The sequence below is a fragment of the Streptomyces sp. AM6-12 genome (assembly GCF_044327085.1).
Classification (GTDB): domain Bacteria; phylum Actinomycetota; class Actinomycetes; order Streptomycetales; family Streptomycetaceae; genus Streptomyces.
The window spans coordinates 2,835,153-2,851,597 of the sequence record NZ_JBIQWN010000001.1; the positions used below are offsets into that span (position 1 = coordinate 2,835,153).

The window sequence follows — 16,445 nt, forward strand, 5'->3', positions numbered from 1 at the left end:
GTTCGCACTCTCCTTCACAGCAGATCAGTCAGGTTCGGACCACGTCCATCCGTAACCTCCGGCTCGCCGACTCCGTATCCTTCGGCCCTGCCGAAACATGTCGGCTGGCCGGGCTCAGCCGACACACCGAGCAGCCCGTCCAGGTCCTTGAGCGCGGCCGCGAGCCGCGGAGCATTCTGTTGACATACCTCTGGATGCGGTGTGCCGCGGAAGTCGAATGGGCCCCAGATATCGTGATGGACAGCGACATCGGCCGACAGCCCGAGAGGCTCTGCGGAGATCGTCAATTCCACCAGGCCGTATTCTTGGCGCTGCACACTGCCTTTATCGAGCCACACACCCGGCCCGGTGACGAGAAATCCGCTGACCTCGGCCTGCGGAAAAGCCACAGGACGCAACTCTTCAACCTTCACCGCCAGTTGCTCGTCATCAAGTGACCTCGGTAGCGGCAGACGGGTCTTCGCGATCGAACCTTTGCCAGGCACGACCCAGTGCCACTCGAGGGCACTCGGCCTCAGTAGGTCGTACTTCCGCAAGACAGCCGACATCCGAGCGGCGGCGTTCAGCGCCGACTGCAATCCAGGGGAAGCGTAATCTTCCAAGTCCCAGAACCAGGAAGCGCATGCGCGCGGCGCGCGCACGAGCATGGACATCGATTATTCCTCACGGATACGTAGGGCCATCGGCGACGCCTACCGGCGAGTTCGCGCCGGGGCGCCCGGCCGCCATGTCGAGGGTGCGGCAGGGATCGGAGGGCTGCGGGCGCTCCAATCGGCCGCGTCAGTGAGTCAACGCCGTCAGTACCTGGCCCACCACCGGTACCGAGCCCAGGGACTGTGCCTCCGCGATCGGGGTGGTCAGCATTTGGGAGCCCACCGGCTTGAAGTCGGCGACCTGGGTGCCCACTCCGTTGTCGAGGGGGTCGACGCCGGTGCCCGCCAAGGGGTTGGGCTTGAGGCCGGCGATCGGACCGGTGACGTAGCCGACCGTGCCGGTGAGGACCGTGAGCCCCGCCTGGGGGTCGATCTTGCCCAGGGACGTCGGCCGCCACGGCACGTCCACGAGCGGAGCGTCCGTGTCGGCATGGGCCGCCGCCGCCCCCGCGCCCAGCGCCGCACCGGCGGTCACGAGGGCGAACAGGGCACGGCGCGCGGTGAGGGGCTGGGGCTTGCTGTGTCGGGCCATCGCTGGTGCCACCTTCTGGTGCGCAGGGTAATGATGTCGGCACACAGGGTAGTTGAGAGGCGGTCCGCGCTTCAAAAGCGAACCGCGGGGTCGGCAGGCGCCACGCCATGCGTCAAACTGGTGTTCCGTGAGCATTCATCCCCCGTCCCCCGCCCGAGTCGTGCTGCTGTGCGGCCCCTCGGGTTCGGGCAAGTCCCTGGTCGCGGCCCGTTCCGGGCTGCCCGTCCTGCGCCTGGACGACTTCTACAAGGAGGCCGACGACCCGACTCTGCCCCTGGTGGAGGGGAGTTCGGACATCGACTGGGACCACCCCGGTTCCTGGGACGCCCAGGTCGCGCTCGACGCCATCACCCGGTTGTGTGCCACGGGTTCGACGCCGGTTCCGGTGTACGACATCGCGCTCAGCGCCCGTACCGGCGAGGAGACGCTGCGGCTGGACCGTACGCCCGTGTTCATCGCGGAGGGCATCTTCGCCGCGGAGATCGTCGAACGCTGCCGGGAACTCGGTGTCCTCGCCGACGCGCTCTGCCTGAACCGCGGGGCGGTCACCACCTTCCGGCGGCGCTTCGTGCGCGATCTGAAGGAGGGCCGTAAGTCCGTGCCGTTCCTGCTGCGCCGCGGCTGGCGGCTGATGCGCGCGGAGCGCACGATCGTCGCCCGCCAGGTGGCCCTGGGCGCGCACCCGTGCGACCGGGACGAGGCCCTGCGCCGGCTCGCGGTGGCGCAGCGGGCCGACACGTACACCACGGCGTAGGTGAGGGCGCCGGAGCGGGGGACAGGACAGCGGAGAAGGGCCGGCCGGACCCCCCGGTCCGACCAGCCCCTCTCCGGTACCTCCCCCGTGCCCCCGGTATCCCCCGTTGCTCCTCCCCCACGGGCCACCACCCCCACAGCGGTTACCCCGTGCCCCCGTTGGGCCCCCTCGTCCCCCGTGCTCACCGGACCGCCCCCCAGCGGTCCGGCCCCCGTCCCCCCGTACCTCAGGCGACCAGCTCGCCGAAGGCGCTCTCCTCGTCACGGCCGAAGCTGAGGACCTCGTCCTCGCGCAGCCGGCGCAGCGAGCGCCAGATGCTGGACTTCACCGTGCCGACACTGATGTTGAGTATGTCCGCGATCTCCGGGTCCGTACGGCCCTCGTAGTAGCGCAGGACCAGCATGGTGCGCTGCAGTTCGGGCAGCCGGGCCAGCGCCTGCCACAGGACCGCGCGCAGCTCGGTGCCGCGCATCGCGTCCGTCTCGCCGGGCGTCTCGGGCAGTTCCTCGGTCGGGTACTCGTTGAGCTTGCGGCGCCGCCAGGCGCTGATGTGCAGGTTCGTCATCGTGCGGCGGAGGTAGCCGCCGACGGCCGCCTTGTCGCTGATCCGGTCCCACGCCCGGTAGGTCGAGAACAGCGCGCTCTGGAGCAGGTCCTCGGCCTCGAAACGGTCGCCGGTCAGGTGGTAGGCGGTGGCGTACAGGGAGGCGCGGCGCTCCTGGACGTAGGCGGTGAACTCCGCCTCCGTCAGCGAGCGACGCTCCCCCGTGTCCTCCTTGTACGCGCTTCCCCCGTGCGTATCCCCCGTGTCCCCCGTACGCGCGTCAACGACCGACATGTAGGGCTGCTGCCCGTACCCGCCGTGCTGACGCCCGGCACCGCGAGCGCACCCCCGCCCGCCCCCGCGCTCGAACACGCTCGTGCGGGAGGCACCCCCGTCACCGCCGGACTTCTCCGAACCCCGGTGCACGTCGTGCAGACGCGTGACCACTGCGCTGGTGCTGATGCTGTGCAGCGTGTTCATCTCGCGCTCCCCGTCGTGGACTTCCGGTGCTTCTGTCCTGCTCCGGGCCTGGCCCGGTCGTACTCCGGGCCTTTCCGGCCAGTTCGGCCGGATCCGGCTGCTCGCCGTGCCCGTGACCAAAAGCCTGCCGGGATCACTTCATCGCCATGTCCGCCGACTGTCACAGACCTGTCACAGGGCCTCCGCCCGTCGGCGCCGTCACAGCCCGTACTCAGCCGGTGCCGCTAACGCGGAGCGGCTCGTGGGGATACTGCGAGGCTCTGCCCGACCGGTCGTACGACACCCCGTCCATGGGCCAGAATGAGCGGGTGCCTTCCCTGTTGCTGATCGAGGACGACGACGCCATCCGTACGGCCCTGGAGCTCTCACTGACGCGCCAGGGACACCGTGTGGCCACCGCTGCCAGCGGCGAGGACGGTCTGAAGCTGCTGCGCGAACAGCGGCCGGACCTGATCGTGCTGGACGTGATGCTGCCCGGTATCGACGGGTTCGAGGTGTGCCGGCGCATCCGGCGCACGGACCAGTTGCCGATCATCCTGCTGACCGCGCGCAGCGACGACATCGACGTGGTGGTCGGGCTGGAGTCCGGCGCCGACGACTATGTGGTCAAGCCGGTCCAGGGCCGGGTCCTGGACGCCCGTATCCGTGCCGTGCTGCGCCGCGGCGAGCGCGAGTCCAGCGACTCGGCGACCTTCGGCAGCCTGGTCATCGACCGCTCGGCGATGACCGTGACGAAGAACGGCGAGGACCTCCAGCTCACCCCGACCGAGCTGCGGCTGCTCCTGGAGCTGAGCCGGCGGCCCGGCCAGGCGCTGTCCCGCCAGCAGCTGCTGCGGCTGGTGTGGGAGCACGACTACCTGGGCGACTCCCGCCTGGTCGACGCGTGCGTGCAGCGGCTGCGCGCCAAGGTGGAGGACGTCCCCTCGTCCCCGACCCTGATCCGTACGGTCCGTGGTGTCGGCTACCGCCTGGACACTCCTCAGTGAGCGATACACGAGGGGGGCTGCGCGGCTGGTCCGCGGGCCGCAGGGGAGGTCTGTCCCGGCTCAGGCTCACCAGCCTCAGGCTGCGGCTCGTCGTCGTCTTCGGGCTGGTCGCCCTCACCGCCGCGGTGTCGGCATCGGGCATCGCCTACTGGCTCAACCGCGAGGCGGTGCTCACCCGCGCCCAGGACGCGGTGCTGCGCGACTTCCGCCAGGAGATGCAGAACCGCGCGGGCGCGCTGCCGGCCCATCCCACCCAGGACGAACTCCAGCGCACCGCCGGGCAGATGGCGGCCAGCAGCGAGAGCTTCAGCGTGCTCCTGGTCGGCCAGGACGCGCGGGGCAAGACGGTGTACGGCAACTCGGGCGGCATCAACGGGTTCTCCCTGGAGGACGTGCCCGCGTCGCTGCGGACGGCGGTGGGCCGGAAGCAGGAGATCAGCGACAGCAACAAGCAGCCGTACCACCTGTACTGGCAGCGGGTGGTGGACCACGGCACGCCGTATCTGGTCGCCGGTACGCGGGTGATCGGCGGTGGTCCGACCGGCTACATGGAGAAGTCCCTCGAGCCGGAGGCGAAGGATCTCGACTCGCTGGCCTGGTCGCTGGGCATCGCCACCGGTCTCGCGCTGATCGGCGCCGCGCTGCTGGCGCAGGCCGCCGCCACGACCGTGCTGAAGCCGGTGCACCGCCTCGGCGTCGCCGCCCGGCGGCTCGGCGAGGGCAGGCTGGACACCCGGCTGCGGGTGTCGGGGACGGACGAACTCGCCGATCTGTCCCGGACGTTCAACAACGCGGCGGAGGCGCTGGAGAAGCGTGTCGCGGAGATGGCCGCGCGGGACGACGCCTCCCGGCGCTTCGTTGCCGACATGAGCCACGAGCTGCGTACGCCGCTGACCGCCATCACCGCCGTCACGGAGGTGCTGGAGGAGGAACTGGACTCGGACGCGGGCAGCATGGACCCGATGATCGAGCCCGCGGTCCGGCTGGTCGTCAGCGAGACGCGCCGGCTGAACAACCTGGTCGAGAACCTCATGGAGGTCACCCGCTTCGACGCGGGCACCGCCCGGCTGGTCCTGGACGACGTCGACGTCGCCGACCAGATCACCGCCTGCATCGACGCCCGCGCCTGGCTGGACGCGGTGGAGCTGGACGCCGAGCGCGGCATCCACGCCCGCCTCGACCCGCGCCGCCTCGACGTGATCCTCGCCAACCTGATCGGCAACGCCCTCAAGCACGGCGGCTCGCCGGTACGGGTCTCGGTGCGCGAGGCGTCCGACTCGGTGGTCATCCAGGTCCGCGACCACGGCCCCGGCATCCCCGAGGACGTCCTCCCGCACGTCTTCGACCGCTTCTACAAGGCCAGCGCCTCCCGCCCCCGCTCGGAGGGCAGCGGCCTCGGCCTCTCCATCGCGATGGAGAACGCGCACATCCACGGCGGCGAGATCACGGCGGCCAACTCCCCCGAGGGGGGCGCGGTGTTCACCCTCCGATTGCCACGGGACGCGTCCGAACTGACGGAGGAACCGGACGAGAACGGCGGAAGCGCAGAGAACAAGACCGGCGGCACGGCGCAGGGGAAGGAGGGGCGATGACGACGACGGTACGACGACCACGGCACGGGCGCCGCTGGCTGGCCCTGCCCCTCCTGGGCGCCCTGCTCACCGGCTGCGGGATCCGCGCCACGCAGGTACCGACCGACTTCGGGCCGGCGCCTTCGCGGGTGCCCTGCTCGCTGACGGGCCCGGACCGGGCGGCGCAGCAGGGCGTGCCCGTGCAGGTCTTCCTGCTGTGCGGGGCGTCCCTGGTGACCGTGGACCGCGCGGTACGGGTCCCCGAGGGCACGCCCGACGCCCGCCGCCGGGTGATGGTGGCCCAGGGCCTGCTGGACCAGTTGGCCACGGCCCCCTCGTCGGCGGAGCGGTCCGCGGGCTACACCACGTACGTGCCGGGCGGCCTGAGCGTCTCCGGGCCCGCCCCGCACGATCCCGAGGACACGCTCCGGCTGAGCACCGCCCCCTCCCGCCTTCCCGCCGCCGGGCTGGCCCAGGTGGTCTGCACCCTCTCCGACTCCGCTGCGACGGAGGGCGACGGCTCGGTCATCCTGGGCGGCCCCTCCCCCTCGCCCCTGCGCCGCTACGCCTGCACGGACGACGTCCGCAACCACCCGGTCACGACGGCACCACCGGCGAGCGAGGTACCGGAGGAGACGGAGTAGCGGAGCGCCGGGGAGCCGTACCGCCCCCGAGGAGCCGTACGCCCCTGCCGTGGGCTCGGTGGTCGCGCCGGCGATGAGCGCCTGGGCGACCGCGGTGCCGGTGTCGAGCAGTGCGTGCGGGACCGGGGCCGGGCACCCGGCGCTCAGGCTCCTCCGGCCCCGACGACCCTGCGGTCTCCGCCCTGCGGCACCCGGGACGCGCCTGCCGGTCCGGGGCACGTCCGCCGGCCCGAGGGGGGCCGTGTCGAACCGGTCGTCCCACCCGGTGAACGGGGGCGCCGCCCGTTTCTTCGGGCCGGTCGTCCGGACGTTCGAGGGCCGCCTCGTGCCCGATGCGGAACCGATCGTGCGCGCCCGCGCGTCTTGGGGGGCGTGCAGGGTCAAGGGGACTTCGGCGGCATCGCCGCCATCCGCGTCCGGACGGCAGGAGGCATCCTCCTCCTCGCCCACCTCATCTTCGTCGCCTGGCTGATGCTGCGGCCGCTGGACGTCCCCTGGGTGACGCCACCGAACCTGCGCCCGCTGGCCGGTATCCGCGCCGACCTGGCGCTGGGGTGGCCGGGCGCGGTGAAGCCGCTCGGTGAGGGGCTCGCGCTGCTCGCGCCGCTCGGGGTGCTGCTGCCGATGGCCCACGGGCGGCTGACCGTCTCCCCGCTCGCCTCGCTGCTGCGCACCGCCGCCGCGGCCAGCCTGATCTCGCTCGGCATCGCCCTGCTCCAGACCGGGGTGCCCGGCCGGGTGGTGGACGTCGACTCGCTGCTGCTGAACACGGCCGGGGTGATCCTGGCCCATCTGCTGGTCGTGCCCGCGGCCCGTGCACGTCTGCGCAGGTGGGAACGGTTGCGTGAGCGGCTGGAGGCGGAGCCGGCCCCCTTCCAGGAGGGGCTTTCTCAGGGACGCACCCCGACGATTCCCAGGGTCGGAATCGCTCCTTAGAGTGACGCTTCGTCCCCTTCGTGTCCGTATCGTCGTAGACAGCTGATCGCGTCGACCGACGACCACGACGACCACGGAGGATGCGTCATGACCGCCCTTGCCCGACCCACCCACGGCCGCATGATCGGCGGAGTGTGCGCGGGGCTGGCCCGCCGCTTCGGCACCTCCGCGACCACGATGCGCGTGATCTTCGTGCTGTCCTGCCTGCTGCCGGGCCCCCAGTTCCTGCTCTACATAGCCCTGTGGATCCTGCTGCCGTCCGAGGACAAGGCCCGCGCCACCGGCTGGTGACCCCGGTGGCCCCGGCGACGCAGCACGCCGCCGGGGCGCCCCGGTCGGGCCCGGAACGCCCCGGCGGTCCGGGTCCGAGGACGGCGCCTGCCGGAGGGCCGCGTCAGCCGAGCGGGATCCCGTTGACGCCCATGCCGTGCGTGGGCAGGCCCGTGCTGCCGAGCGGCAGTCCGCCGAGCAGCCCGGTCGGCCCCTGCGCGAGCACCCGCTGTACGGCGGGCTTCGCGGCGCTCACTCCGGAGGCGACGGCGCCCTGCCCCTGGGTGAGCGCCCCGACGGCCCCCGGCAGTGCCTTGGTGACCTGCGTGGCGTCGGGCGCGGCGGGGGCCGCGTTGGCGGCGCCGGCGCCGACGGCGGCGAAGGCGGCACCGAGGGCGGCGACACCGAGGGTCTTGACGGCAGACTGCTTCATGGTGAATGCGTCCTTGAATGCGGAGACGGAAAACTTCAGGAGCGGTCCATGACCGTAAACGCGCCGCGCCCCGGCCCGCAAACTCCGAAATGCGGACACCTCGTGAAAGCGCGTCCGCATTCCGTATCGAGAGCGACGGCGACCTACCCCTCGGCTTCCGCAGAACCGCTGGTGGGAGCGGTGGACCTAAACAGCCATTCGGATTTCAGTTCGGCATATCCGGGCTTGATGACGTCATTGATCAACGCAAGTCGTTCATCGAAAGGAATGAACGCTGATTTCATCCCATTGACAGAGAACCATTGGAGGTCGTCGAGCGTGTACCCGAACGCGTCGACAAGATGCTCGAACTCCTGGCTCATGCTGGTGTGCGACATAAGCCGATTGTCGGTATTAACCGTGGCCCGGAACAGAAGCTTGCGCAGCAGGCCGATCGGATGCTCGGCGTAGGAGGTCGCGGCCCCCGTCTGGAGGTTGGAGCTGGGGCACAGCTCCAGCGGGATCCGCTTGTCCCGGACGTACGACGCGAGCCGCCCGAGCCGTACCGACCCATCGGGGCGTACCTCGATGTCGTCGATGATCCGCACCCCGTGCCCGAGCCGGTCGGCGCCGCACCACTGCAACGCCTGCCAGATGGAGGGCAGTCCGAAGGCTTCTCCGGCGTGGATGGTGAAGTGGTTGTTCTCGCGCTTGAGGTACTCGAAGGCGTCCAGGTGCCGGGTGGGCGGGTGCCCGGCCTCGGCGCCGGCGATGTCGAAGCCGACGACGCCGGAGTCCCGGTAGCGGTTGGCGAGTTCGGCGATCTCCAGGGAGCGGGCCGCGTGCCGCATCGCGGTGAGCAGGGCGCCGACCCGGATCCGGTGGCCGTTCTCCCGAGCGAGCCGCTCGCCCTGCCGGAAGCCCTCGTCGACGGCCTCGACGACCTCCTCCAGGGTCAGCCCCTGCTCCAGGTGCTGCTCGGGGGCGTACCGCACCTCGGCGTAGACCACCCCGTCCCCGGCGAGGTCCTCGGCGCACTCGCGGGCGACCCGGACCAGCGCCTCGCGGGTCTGCATCACGCCGACGGTGTGCCGGAAAGTCTCCAGATAGCGCTCCAGCGACCCGGAGTCGGCGGCTTCGCGGAACCAGATCCCGAGCTTGCCGGGGTCGGATTCGGGAAGCTCCGCATATCCGGACTCACGGGCGAGTTCGACGACGGTGCCGGGCCGGAGCCCGCCGTCGAGGTGATCGTGCAGCAGAACCTTGGGCGCCCGGCGGATCTGGTCCGGCGTCGGCACCTGCCCCGGCACGTTCGCCGGGACGGGCCCCTTCGGTGCAGTCTGGCTCGTCATTTCCGCACTGTAACGCCTACGCGCGTAGAGATCGCCGAGTCCGTACCCGGACATGGCGGGACGTTTTCCGTCCGCTTTCCGTCTCCTTTGCGCCGAGACCCAACGGTGACCGCCAGTACGGGTTTCGTACACCGCCGCTTCTGACACTGTTCTGTCATGGGACAGCAAGCGACGCCGGTCCGGACGGCCGGGCTGGGCAGGGTGGTCGGGCCGGGGCCGGAATCGGTGTGCGGGGCGGTGCTGTTGCTCCCCGGCGGGCAGGAGGTCTCCGCGCGCAGGCCGTCCCCGGTGGGGCCGGCGGTGTTCGTGCGCTCGCTGGGCCGGCGGCTCGTCCGTGCGGCGAAGGGCGAGGGGCTGGCCGTACACACCGTCCGCTACCGCTACCGCGGGTGGAACGGCAGCGAGGCGCATCTGGCCGCCGACGCCGAGTGGGCGGCCGACGAGATCGTGCGGCGGTACGGAGATGTGCCGGTGTGCCTGGTCGGCGTCGGGATGGGCGGCCGGGCGGCGCTGCGGGCGGGCGGGCACGAGGCCGTCAACTCGGTGGTGTCGCTGGCGCCTTGGCTGCCGGAGGAGGATGTGGCCGCGCCCGTCGAGCCGGTGAAGCAGTTGGTGGGGCGGCGGGTGCTGATCGTGCACGGCACGAACGACGAGCGCAGTGATCCGGAGCTGTCGTTCCGGCTCGCGGCGCGGGCGAAGAAGGTGAACCGGGAGGTGTGCCGGTTCGAGGTGCACTCGGACGGGCACCGGCTGGGCGGCCACCGGGACGAAGTGGAGTGCCTGGCCGCCGACTTCGTGCGGGGCGCGCTGTTCGGGCACCCGTTCTCCCGGCCGGTCGAGGACGCGCTGGCGGCGCCGCCCCCGATCGGGCTGCGGATGCCGCTGGCGGTGGGGTTCGGCAAGTCGCTGCGGCGGCGCTGAACCACCGGGCCCGGCAAGGGTGTTCAGGAAGGAAGCAGGTTTCCCCGCCTCGACAGCAGGAACTTCTTGAAGGCGGCGACCGGCGGGGTGTCCGGGCGGCCGGCCGGCCAGGCGACGCCGATCTCGCGGACGGCGCGCGGCGCGGTGACGGTCAGTTCCACCACCCCCGGCCTCGGCACCGTCGGCGGCGGCAGCAGCGCGACCCCGAGACCGGCCGCGACCAGGCCCCGCAGTGTCTCGGCCTCCTCCCCCTCGAAGGCGATCCGGGGCGCGAACCCGGCCTCGCGGCACAGGGCGTCGGTGATGCGCCGCAGGCCGTAACCGGGCTCCAGCGTCACGAAGTTCTCCTCGGCCGCCTCGGCCAGCCGGATCCGGCGGCGGGCCGCGAGCCGGTGGTCGGCGGGGACGACGAGACGGAGCTTCTGCTCGTCCAGGCGGCGGGCGACGAGGTCGGGGGCGTCCGGGACGGGCGAGGTCAGGCAGAGGTCGAGGCGGCCGGCGCGCATGCCCTCCAGCATGGCCTCGCCGTAGTTCTGGACCAGGCTGAAGCGGATGCGCGGGTGCTCGGCGCGGAAGGCCCCGAGCAGTCCGGGCACGGTCTCGGCGCCCATGGTGTGCAGGAAGCCGAAGGCGACCTTGCCCGTGGCGGGGTCGGCGTCGGCGCGGACCTCCTCGGCGGCGCGTTCCACCTCGCCGAGGGCGCGTTCGACGGAGGCGAGGAAGGTGCGGCCGGCGGTGGTGAGGACGAGGGTGCGGCCGCGGCGGGCGAACAGCTCGACACCGAGGTCATGCTCGAGGCGGGCCATCGCGCGGGAAAGGGTGGACTGCGGGACGTTCAGCTCCCCGGCGGCGCGGGTGACGTGCTCGTTGCGGGCCACCCCGGCGAAGTAGGCGAGGCGGGGCGCGAGCAACAGCGCCATGTCTTCTCTGTCACTGGATGGTGACAGCCGCTTCTGTGACCTCTGCTGATGCTCCATGGAAACGATTATGGCGATTCCATGCATTGGACGGATGAGAAGGGCGTCCTTAGGGTCGAAGCATGTCTCCCGCCAGTACCGGGGCGTCCACCACCCTGGACGCCGCGTCCCCCGTCATCACCTCCTCCGACTCCCGGCTGACCCCTGGCGGCCCCGGCTACCGCCGGATGAGCTTCGCCCTCTTCCTCGCCGGGGTCGCGACCTTCGCCCTGCTCTACTCCACCCAGGCCCTGCTGCCGCTGATCTCCGACGACTTCGGGGTCGCGGCGAGCGAGGCGAGCTGGACGGTGGCGGCCGCGACCGGCGGGCTCGCGCTGTTCGTGCTGCCGATGAGCGCCCTGTCGGAGCGCTTCGGGCGGCGTACGGTGATGACGGCCTCGCTCGCGGTCGCGGTGGCCGTCGGCCTGCTGGTGCCCTTCGCGCCGTCGATCGGCGCGCTGGTCGCGCTGCGCGCGGTGCAGGGCGCGGCCCTCGCCGGGCTGCCCGCCTCGGCGCAGGCGTACCTGGCCGAGGAGGTGCGCCCGCGGGCGCTGGTCACGGCGATCGGCCTGTTCGTCGCGGGCAACAGCGTCGGCGGGATGAGCGGCCGGGTGATCACCGGCTGGGTGGCGCAGATGTGGGGCTGGCGGGTGTCGGTCGGCGTGATCGGGGTGATCGCGGTCGGGTGCGCGGTGGCGTTCCGGCTGCTGCTCCCCGCGCCCCGGCACTTCACGGCGGGCTCGCTGCGCCCGCGCGTGCTGCTGGGCACGGTCCGCACCCACCTCTCCGACCCGCTGCTGCGCCGCCTGTACGCGATCGGCGCGCTCTTCATGACGGTGTTCGGCGGCGTGTACACGGTGATCGGCTACCGGCTGACCGGCGCGCCGTTCGGGCTGCCGCAGGGCATCGTGGGCTCGATCTTCCTGGTCTACCTGGTGGGCACGGTCTCGGCGTCCACGGCGGGCCGCCTGGTGGGCCGGCTCGGTCGCCGCGGCGCGCTGTACCTGGCGGGCGGCACGACGACGGCGGGCCTGCTCCTCTCCCTCGCCTCCTCCCTCCCCCTCGTCCTGCTCGGCCTGGTGCTGATCACCGCGGGCTTCTTCGCGGGCCACGCGGTCGCCTCCTCGGCGGTCAGCAAGACCGCCACCCACGGCCGCGCCCAGGCCTCCGCGCTCTACCAGTCCGCCTACTACATCGGCTCCAGCATCGGCTCCACGGTCGGCGCCCTCGCCTTCCACGCGAACGGCTGGCCGGGCACCGTGACCGTCGGCCTCCTCGCCGTCCTGGGCGTCGTCACCATCACACTCCTGGGCTCCCGCGCGGCCCGCCGGGAGCCGGTCACGGCCTAGCACCTCGCCGCGGATCAGCGCGTCCCCCCTGGCCGGGGCCGGTTGTCAGTGGACGCGGTGGCCTCCTTCGGCTGTTCCCGGCTGCGGTTCGAGATGATCGGCGCGGAGCAGCGGGTGCTGCTGAGTGGTGTCGGTGCGGCGGATCATCCGTGTCTGCTCATGTCCGTGAAGCAACTGGTCTGATCCGGTCGCTTTCTTGCTCCGGCGGTCGTTGTCAGTGGGCTGCGGTAGCTTGCGGAGTGCCGGGGCGCGAAGGCGCGCACAGGACGGCCACAGGGGTGGGTGGGCGATGGGTGACGCGAGGGCGGCGGCGGGGATCGACGCCGCGCTGGAGGAACACCGGACCGAGCTGACCGGGTACTGCTACCGGATGCTCGGCTCGTCCTTCGAGGCGGAGGACGCGGTGCAGGACACCCTGGTGCGGGCCTGGCGCGGGCACCAGCGGTTCGAGGGGCGCTCCTCGTTGCGCTCGTGGCTGTACCGGATCGCGACGAACGTGTGCCTGGACATGCTGGCCGCGGGCAGCAGACGGGCCCGGCCGATGGATCTGACCGACGCGACCCCGCTCGCGCGGGCGGCGCTGTCCCCGCGCCCGGATCACACCTGGCTGGAGCCGGTGCCGGACGCGCGGGTGCTGCCCGCGGTGGCGGATCCGGCGGAGGCGGCGGTGGCCAAGGAGTCGATCCGGCTGGCGTTCATGGCGGCGCTCCAGCGGCTGCCGCCCAAGCAGCGGGCGGTGCTGATCCTGCGCGAGGTGCTGGCCTGGAAGGCGAGCGAGGTCGCGGAGCTGCTGGACACCTCGGTCGCCTCGGTCAACAGCGCGTTGCAGCGGGCGCGGTCCACCCTCGCCGAGCGGGCGGCGGCGGACGCGGGGGCCGGGGGCGAGGTGTCCGATCCGCTGGACGCGGAGCAGCAAAAGCTCCTGGAGCGCTATGTGCGGGCGTTCGAGGGGTACGACATGGCGGCGCTGACGGCGTTGCTGCACGAGGACGCGGTCATGACGATGCCGCCGTTCGACCTGTGGCTTCGCGGCCCGGCCGACATCACCGGTTTCATGAGCACCATCGGTGCCTCCTGCGCCGGTTCCCGGCTGGTGCCGGTGCGGGCCAACGGGCTGCCCGCCTTCGCGCACTACAAGCCGGACCCGGAGAACGGCGGCTTCGGCCCGTGGGCGGTGCAGGTGCTGGAGCTGTCAGAGGGCCGGATCACCGGCTTCCACTGCTTCCTCGACACCCGGCGCTGGTTCCCCCTCTTCGGGCTGCCCCTCCACCGGGAAGCGGAGTCCGGCGAGGGTGAGGAGCGCGAGTAGCCCGGGGGCGGGGGCGCGCAGCCGGATCCGGCCGCCACCACGGCGGGCGGCCAGTTCGAGGCGGGCCAGCAGGTCCACGTGGACGAGCCCCGGCGGCCCGAACGCGCCCGTGTCACAGAGGACGACACGGGCGCCCGCGCCGGTGTGCGCCAGTGCGGACCGCACGGCGTCGCAGAGCGCCGGTATCCCGTCGCGCTCGACGGCTCCGGGCAGCACCAGCACAGGGGGTTCCTCGGCGTCCACGGAAAGGTAGACGGCCGCCGCGAGCACAACTCATCGCACCGCCACCGGTATCACACGCGTCACATTGACCAACTCCTCCCCCACCCTGGAGGGTTGAGGCCGTGACGGGGGTACTGAGCGGGTTCGCGGTGATCGCGATCGTCATCGGGGTGGGCTACGTACTGGGGCGGCGCGGAACGCTCGGGGCGCAGGGCATGGAGGTGCTGACCCGGCTGGCGTTCATGGTGGCCGGTCCCGCGCTGCTGTTCACCACCCTGGCCAGGGCCGACCTGTCGGTGCTGTTCTCCGCCCGCCTGCTGGTGACGGCGCTGAGCACGGCGGCGGTCTCGGCGGTCTTCGTGGCGGCGGGGGTGGTACGCCGGTGGGGTGTGGGCCGTACGACGATCGGCGCGCTGTGCTCCGGTTACGTCAACTCGGGCAACCTCGGCATCCCCATCGCGGCGTACGTGCTGGGCGACGCGTCCCTCGTGGCGCCGGTGCTCCTCTTCCAGGTCGTCCTGGTCACGCCGGTCGCGCTCACCGTCCTCGACCTGTCCGGCACGGACGAGAAGGGCACGCTCGGGCAGCGGCTGCTGACCCCACTGCGCAATCCGATCGCGGTGGGCTCGCTGTCCGGGGTGGTGGTCGCGGCGGCGGGCTGGAAGCTGCCCGGCCCGGTGCTGGACCCGCTCACCCTGATCGGCGACATGTCCGTCCCCGCGGCGCTGCTGGCCTTCGGCATGTCCCTGCACGGCAGCGCGGCGCCCTGGCGCGGCCAGGACCGTCAACTCGTGCTGCTCTCGGTGGCGTTGAAGTCCCTGGGCCAGCCGCTGATCGCCTGGGCCCTCGCCACCTGCGTCTTCGGCCTGCACGGCGCCCCCCTCCTCGACGTCGTCGTCACCTCCGCCCTCCCCGCCGCCCAGAACCTCTTCACCTACGCCAGCCGCTACCACGTCGCCCAGTCCCTGGCCCGCGAGTCGATCCTCCTGTCGACGGTGGTGTCGGTGCCGGTACTGGTGGGGGTGGCCGCGCTCCTGGGGTGATCCGCCCGGCCGGCGGACACGGCGGGCGGGAACGGGAAGCGGGCGGGCACCCCCGGACCCGTCCATGAGCCTGAGCCAGACCATGAAGCGGTGCATGAGCCCGTCGCACACGCCGAACGGGACCGGCTGTGTTCCGCCGGTCCCGTTCAATCCGTACGAGGAAACCGCAGGTCAGGCGATGCGCTCCAGCACGACCGGCGTCGCCGTGAAGGACGTGCCCTCGGGGGCGATGTCGTAGGAGCCGGACACCGCCTCCAGGGCGTAGTCGAAGCGCTCGGGGGTGTCCGTGTGGAGGGTCAGCAGGGGCTGGCCCGCGGTGACCGTGTCGCCCGGCTTGGCGTGCAGTTCGATGCCCGCGGCGGCCTGCACCGGGTCCTCCTTGCGGGCGCGGCCGGCGCCGAGGCGCCAGGCGCCGATGCCGATGTCGTAGGCGTCCAGACGGGTCAGGACACCCGAGGACGGGGCGGTGATCACGTGCTGCTCGCGGGAGGTGGGCAGCGGCGCGTCCGGGTCGCCGCCCTGGGCCGCGATCATCCGGCGCCAGGCGTCCATCGCCGAGCCGTCGGCCAGCGCCTTAGCCGGGTCCGCGTCCTTCAGGCCCGCCGCGTCCAGCATCTCCCGCGCCAGCGCGAGGGTCAGCTCGACCACGTCCGCCGGGCCGCCGCCCGCGAGGACCTCCACCGACTCGCGGACCTCCAGCGCGTTGCCCGCGGTGCGGCCGAGCGGGGTGGACATGTCGGTGAGCAGGGCGACCGTACGCACACCGTGGTCCGTGCCCAGGCCGACCATCGTGGAGGCCAGCTCGCGGGCGTCGTCCAGGTTCTTCATGAACGCGCCGGTGCCGACCTTCACGTCCAGCACCAGCGAGCCCGTGCCCTCGGCGATCTTCTTGGACATGATCGAGGAGGCGATCAGCGGGATCGCCTCGACCGTGGCGGTGACATCGCGCAGGGCGTACAGCTTCTTGTCCGCGGGGGCGAGGCCGTCGCCCGCCGCGCAGATCACCGCGCCGACGCCGTCGAGCACGCTCAGCATCTCCTCGTTGGAGAGCAGCGCGCGCCAGCCGGGGATGGACTCCAGCTTGTCCAGGGTGCCGCCGGTGTGGCCGAGACCCCGGCCGGACAGCTGCGGCACGGCCGCGCCGCAGGCCGCGACCAGCGGGGCCAGCGGCAGGGTGATCTTGTCGCCGACGCCGCCGGTGGAGTGCTTGTCGGCGGTCGGGCGGGACAGGGTGGAGAAGTCCATGCGCTCGCCGGAGGCGATCATGGCCGCCGTCCAGCGGGCGATCTCGCGCCGGTTCATGCCGTTGAGCAGGATCGCCATGGCGAGCGCGGACATCTGCTCGTCGGCGACCTCGCCACGGGTGTAGGCGTCGATGACCCAGTCGATCTGCGCGTCGGTCAGCTCGCCGCGGTCCCGCTTGGTGCGGATGACGGAGATGGCGTCCATGGCCATGGCTGGTGGCTTCCTTCCGGGAGGTGCAAGGAGTACGGCCCCCCTGCGCGCGGCGC

19 protein-coding genes are annotated in these 16,445 nt (G+C 72.1%); 11 read left to right on the forward strand and 8 right to left on the reverse strand.

The genetic code is table 11. The features are described from left to right. Positions 1 to 14 precede the first annotated feature (14 nt). Together ACE4Q9_RS12630 and ACE4Q9_RS12635 are read right to left on the reverse strand one after the other, a co-directional pair. A complete protein-coding gene (locus tag ACE4Q9_RS12630; RefSeq protein WP_397984343.1) occupies positions 15 to 653 on the reverse strand; it encodes a hypothetical protein in 639 nt (212 codons plus the stop codon). Positions 654 to 780: 127 nt separating this feature from the next. Further along, positions 781 to 1,185, reverse strand: a complete 405-nt coding sequence (locus ACE4Q9_RS12635) for a hypothetical protein (RefSeq protein WP_397984344.1) — start codon at positions 1,183 to 1,185, stop codon at positions 781 to 783. Between the two features lie 127 nt (positions 1,186 to 1,312). Here ACE4Q9_RS12635 and ACE4Q9_RS12640 point away from each other — a divergent pair, with 127 nt between their 5' ends. Beyond that, positions 1,313 to 1,939, forward strand: coding sequence for a uridine kinase (locus tag ACE4Q9_RS12640; protein WP_397984345.1), 627 nt, complete (start codon positions 1,313 to 1,315; stop codon positions 1,937 to 1,939). Positions 1,940 to 2,165: 226 nt separating this feature from the next. Here the strand turns inward: ACE4Q9_RS12640 and ACE4Q9_RS12645 are convergent, their stop codons facing one another. After that, entirely contained in the window at positions 2,166 to 2,963 is a 798-nt protein-coding gene (locus ACE4Q9_RS12645; RefSeq protein ID WP_397984346.1) for a SigE family RNA polymerase sigma factor, read from the reverse strand. Positions 2,964 to 3,271: 308 nt separating this feature from the next. On the opposite strand from ACE4Q9_RS12645, the gene afsQ1 reads away from it, so the two are divergent. The 5 genes from afsQ1 to ACE4Q9_RS12670 all read left to right on the forward strand — a co-directional run bounded on the left by afsQ1 (position 3,272) and on the right by ACE4Q9_RS12670 (position 7,391). Then, a complete protein-coding gene (gene afsQ1, locus ACE4Q9_RS12650) occupies positions 3,272 to 3,949 on the forward strand; it encodes a two-component system response regulator AfsQ1 (protein WP_190012869.1) in 678 nt (225 codons plus the stop codon). Next, a complete protein-coding gene (locus tag ACE4Q9_RS12655) occupies positions 3,946 to 5,541 on the forward strand; it encodes a sensor histidine kinase (protein ID WP_397984347.1) in 1,596 nt (531 codons plus the stop codon). Before afsQ1 ends, ACE4Q9_RS12655 begins: the two co-directional genes overlap by 4 nt. After that, complete coding sequence (locus ACE4Q9_RS12660) at positions 5,538 to 6,164, forward strand: hypothetical protein (protein ID WP_397984348.1); 627 nt, start codon at positions 5,538 to 5,540, stop codon at positions 6,162 to 6,164. The genes ACE4Q9_RS12655 and ACE4Q9_RS12660 overlap by 4 nt, the downstream gene beginning before the upstream one ends. A gap of 372 nt (positions 6,165 to 6,536) precedes the next feature. Further along, a complete protein-coding gene (locus ACE4Q9_RS12665) occupies positions 6,537 to 7,100 on the forward strand; it encodes a VanZ family protein (protein ID WP_397984349.1) in 564 nt (187 codons plus the stop codon). Positions 7,101 to 7,187: 87 nt separating this feature from the next. Continuing rightward, on the forward strand, positions 7,188 to 7,391 hold the full coding sequence (locus ACE4Q9_RS12670; RefSeq protein ID WP_397984350.1) for a PspC domain-containing protein: 204 nt from the start codon (positions 7,188 to 7,190) through the stop codon (positions 7,389 to 7,391). Between the two features lie 103 nt (positions 7,392 to 7,494). On the opposite strand, the gene ACE4Q9_RS12675 is transcribed toward ACE4Q9_RS12670, so the two are convergent. Both ACE4Q9_RS12675 and ACE4Q9_RS12680 read right to left on the reverse strand, forming a co-directional pair. Further along, on the reverse strand, positions 7,495 to 7,803 hold the full coding sequence (locus ACE4Q9_RS12675) for an ATP-binding protein (protein WP_397984351.1): 309 nt from the start codon (positions 7,801 to 7,803) through the stop codon (positions 7,495 to 7,497). Positions 7,804 to 7,946: 143 nt separating this feature from the next. Continuing rightward, the gene (locus ACE4Q9_RS12680) at positions 7,947 to 9,134 is read right to left on the reverse strand and encodes an adenosine deaminase (protein ID WP_397984352.1); all 1,188 of its coding nucleotides are present in this window, start codon (positions 9,132 to 9,134) and stop codon (positions 7,947 to 7,949) included. Positions 9,135 to 9,290: 156 nt separating this feature from the next. On the opposite strand from ACE4Q9_RS12680, the gene ACE4Q9_RS12685 reads away from it, so the two are divergent. Further along, complete coding sequence (locus tag ACE4Q9_RS12685) at positions 9,291 to 10,055, forward strand: alpha/beta hydrolase (RefSeq protein ID WP_397984353.1); 765 nt, start codon at positions 9,291 to 9,293, stop codon at positions 10,053 to 10,055. A 23-nt stretch (positions 10,056 to 10,078) separates the two neighbouring features. Here the strand turns inward: ACE4Q9_RS12685 and ACE4Q9_RS12690 are convergent, their stop codons facing one another. Continuing rightward, the gene (locus ACE4Q9_RS12690; RefSeq protein ID WP_397984354.1) at positions 10,079 to 11,032 is read right to left on the reverse strand and encodes a LysR substrate-binding domain-containing protein; all 954 of its coding nucleotides are present in this window, start codon (positions 11,030 to 11,032) and stop codon (positions 10,079 to 10,081) included. Between the two features lie 62 nt (positions 11,033 to 11,094). Between ACE4Q9_RS12690 and ACE4Q9_RS12695 the strand changes: the two genes are divergently transcribed. The 3 genes from ACE4Q9_RS12695 (at position 11,095) to ACE4Q9_RS12705 (ending at position 13,669) form a co-directional block, all read left to right on the forward strand. After that, positions 11,095 to 12,360 carry an MFS transporter gene (locus ACE4Q9_RS12695; protein ID WP_397984355.1) on the forward strand — a complete coding sequence of 422 codons (1,266 nt, stop codon included), beginning with the start codon at positions 11,095 to 11,097 and terminating at the stop codon, positions 12,358 to 12,360. A gap of 48 nt (positions 12,361 to 12,408) precedes the next feature. After that, the gene (locus tag ACE4Q9_RS12700; protein WP_397984356.1) at positions 12,409 to 12,543 is read left to right on the forward strand and encodes a hypothetical protein; all 135 of its coding nucleotides are present in this window, start codon (positions 12,409 to 12,411) and stop codon (positions 12,541 to 12,543) included. Positions 12,544 to 12,649: 106 nt separating this feature from the next. Further along, positions 12,650 to 13,669, forward strand: a complete 1,020-nt coding sequence (locus tag ACE4Q9_RS12705; protein WP_397984357.1) for a sigma-70 family RNA polymerase sigma factor — start codon at positions 12,650 to 12,652, stop codon at positions 13,667 to 13,669. Here ACE4Q9_RS12705 and ACE4Q9_RS12710 read toward each other — a convergent pair. Further along, positions 13,553 to 13,939 carry an STAS domain-containing protein gene (locus ACE4Q9_RS12710; protein WP_397984358.1) on the reverse strand — a complete coding sequence of 129 codons (387 nt, stop codon included), beginning with the start codon at positions 13,937 to 13,939 and terminating at the stop codon, positions 13,553 to 13,555. The two genes, ACE4Q9_RS12705 and ACE4Q9_RS12710, sit on opposite strands and share 117 nt — an antisense overlap. Before the next feature lie 74 nt (positions 13,940 to 14,013). Between ACE4Q9_RS12710 and ACE4Q9_RS12715 the strand changes: the two genes are divergently transcribed. Continuing rightward, positions 14,014 to 14,934, forward strand: coding sequence for an AEC family transporter (locus tag ACE4Q9_RS12715; RefSeq protein WP_397984359.1), 921 nt, complete (start codon positions 14,014 to 14,016; stop codon positions 14,932 to 14,934). A gap of 171 nt (positions 14,935 to 15,105) precedes the next feature. Here ACE4Q9_RS12715 and ACE4Q9_RS12720 read toward each other — a convergent pair whose 3' ends face one another. Beyond that, a complete protein-coding gene (locus tag ACE4Q9_RS12720; protein WP_397984360.1) occupies positions 15,106 to 16,389 on the reverse strand; it encodes a thymidine phosphorylase in 1,284 nt (427 codons plus the stop codon). Between the last annotated feature and the right edge of the window lie 56 nt (positions 16,390 to 16,445).

Excerpts from the sequence above, each read along its gene's own strand:
- ACE4Q9_RS12630 (WP_397984343.1), bottom strand. The coding sequence starts at position 653 with ATGTCCATGCTCGTGCGCGCGCCGCGCGCATGCGCTTCCTGGTTCTGG.
- ACE4Q9_RS12635 (WP_397984344.1), bottom strand. The coding sequence starts at position 1,185 with ATGGCCCGACACAGCAAGCCCCAGCCCCTCACCGCGCGCCGTGCCCTG.
- ACE4Q9_RS12645 (WP_397984346.1), bottom strand. The coding sequence starts at position 2,963 with ATGAACACGCTGCACAGCATCAGCACCAGCGCAGTGGTCACGCGTCTG.
- ACE4Q9_RS12660 (WP_397984348.1), top strand. The coding sequence starts at position 5,538 with ATGACGACGACGGTACGACGACCACGGCACGGGCGCCGCTGGCTGGCC.
- ACE4Q9_RS12670 (WP_397984350.1), top strand. The coding sequence starts at position 7,188 with ATGACCGCCCTTGCCCGACCCACCCACGGCCGCATGATCGGCGGAGTG.
- ACE4Q9_RS12675 (WP_397984351.1), bottom strand. The coding sequence starts at position 7,803 with ATGAAGCAGTCTGCCGTCAAGACCCTCGGTGTCGCCGCCCTCGGTGCC.
- ACE4Q9_RS12680 (WP_397984352.1), bottom strand. The coding sequence starts at position 9,134 with ATGACGAGCCAGACTGCACCGAAGGGGCCCGTCCCGGCGAACGTGCCG.
- ACE4Q9_RS12685 (WP_397984353.1), top strand. The coding sequence starts at position 9,291 with ATGGGACAGCAAGCGACGCCGGTCCGGACGGCCGGGCTGGGCAGGGTG.
- ACE4Q9_RS12690 (WP_397984354.1), bottom strand. The coding sequence starts at position 11,032 with ATGGAGCATCAGCAGAGGTCACAGAAGCGGCTGTCACCATCCAGTGAC.
- ACE4Q9_RS12695 (WP_397984355.1), top strand. The coding sequence starts at position 11,095 with ATGTCTCCCGCCAGTACCGGGGCGTCCACCACCCTGGACGCCGCGTCC.
- ACE4Q9_RS12705 (WP_397984357.1), top strand. The coding sequence starts at position 12,650 with ATGGGTGACGCGAGGGCGGCGGCGGGGATCGACGCCGCGCTGGAGGAA.
- ACE4Q9_RS12720 (WP_397984360.1), bottom strand. The coding sequence starts at position 16,389 with ATGGCCATGGACGCCATCTCCGTCATCCGCACCAAGCGGGACCGCGGC.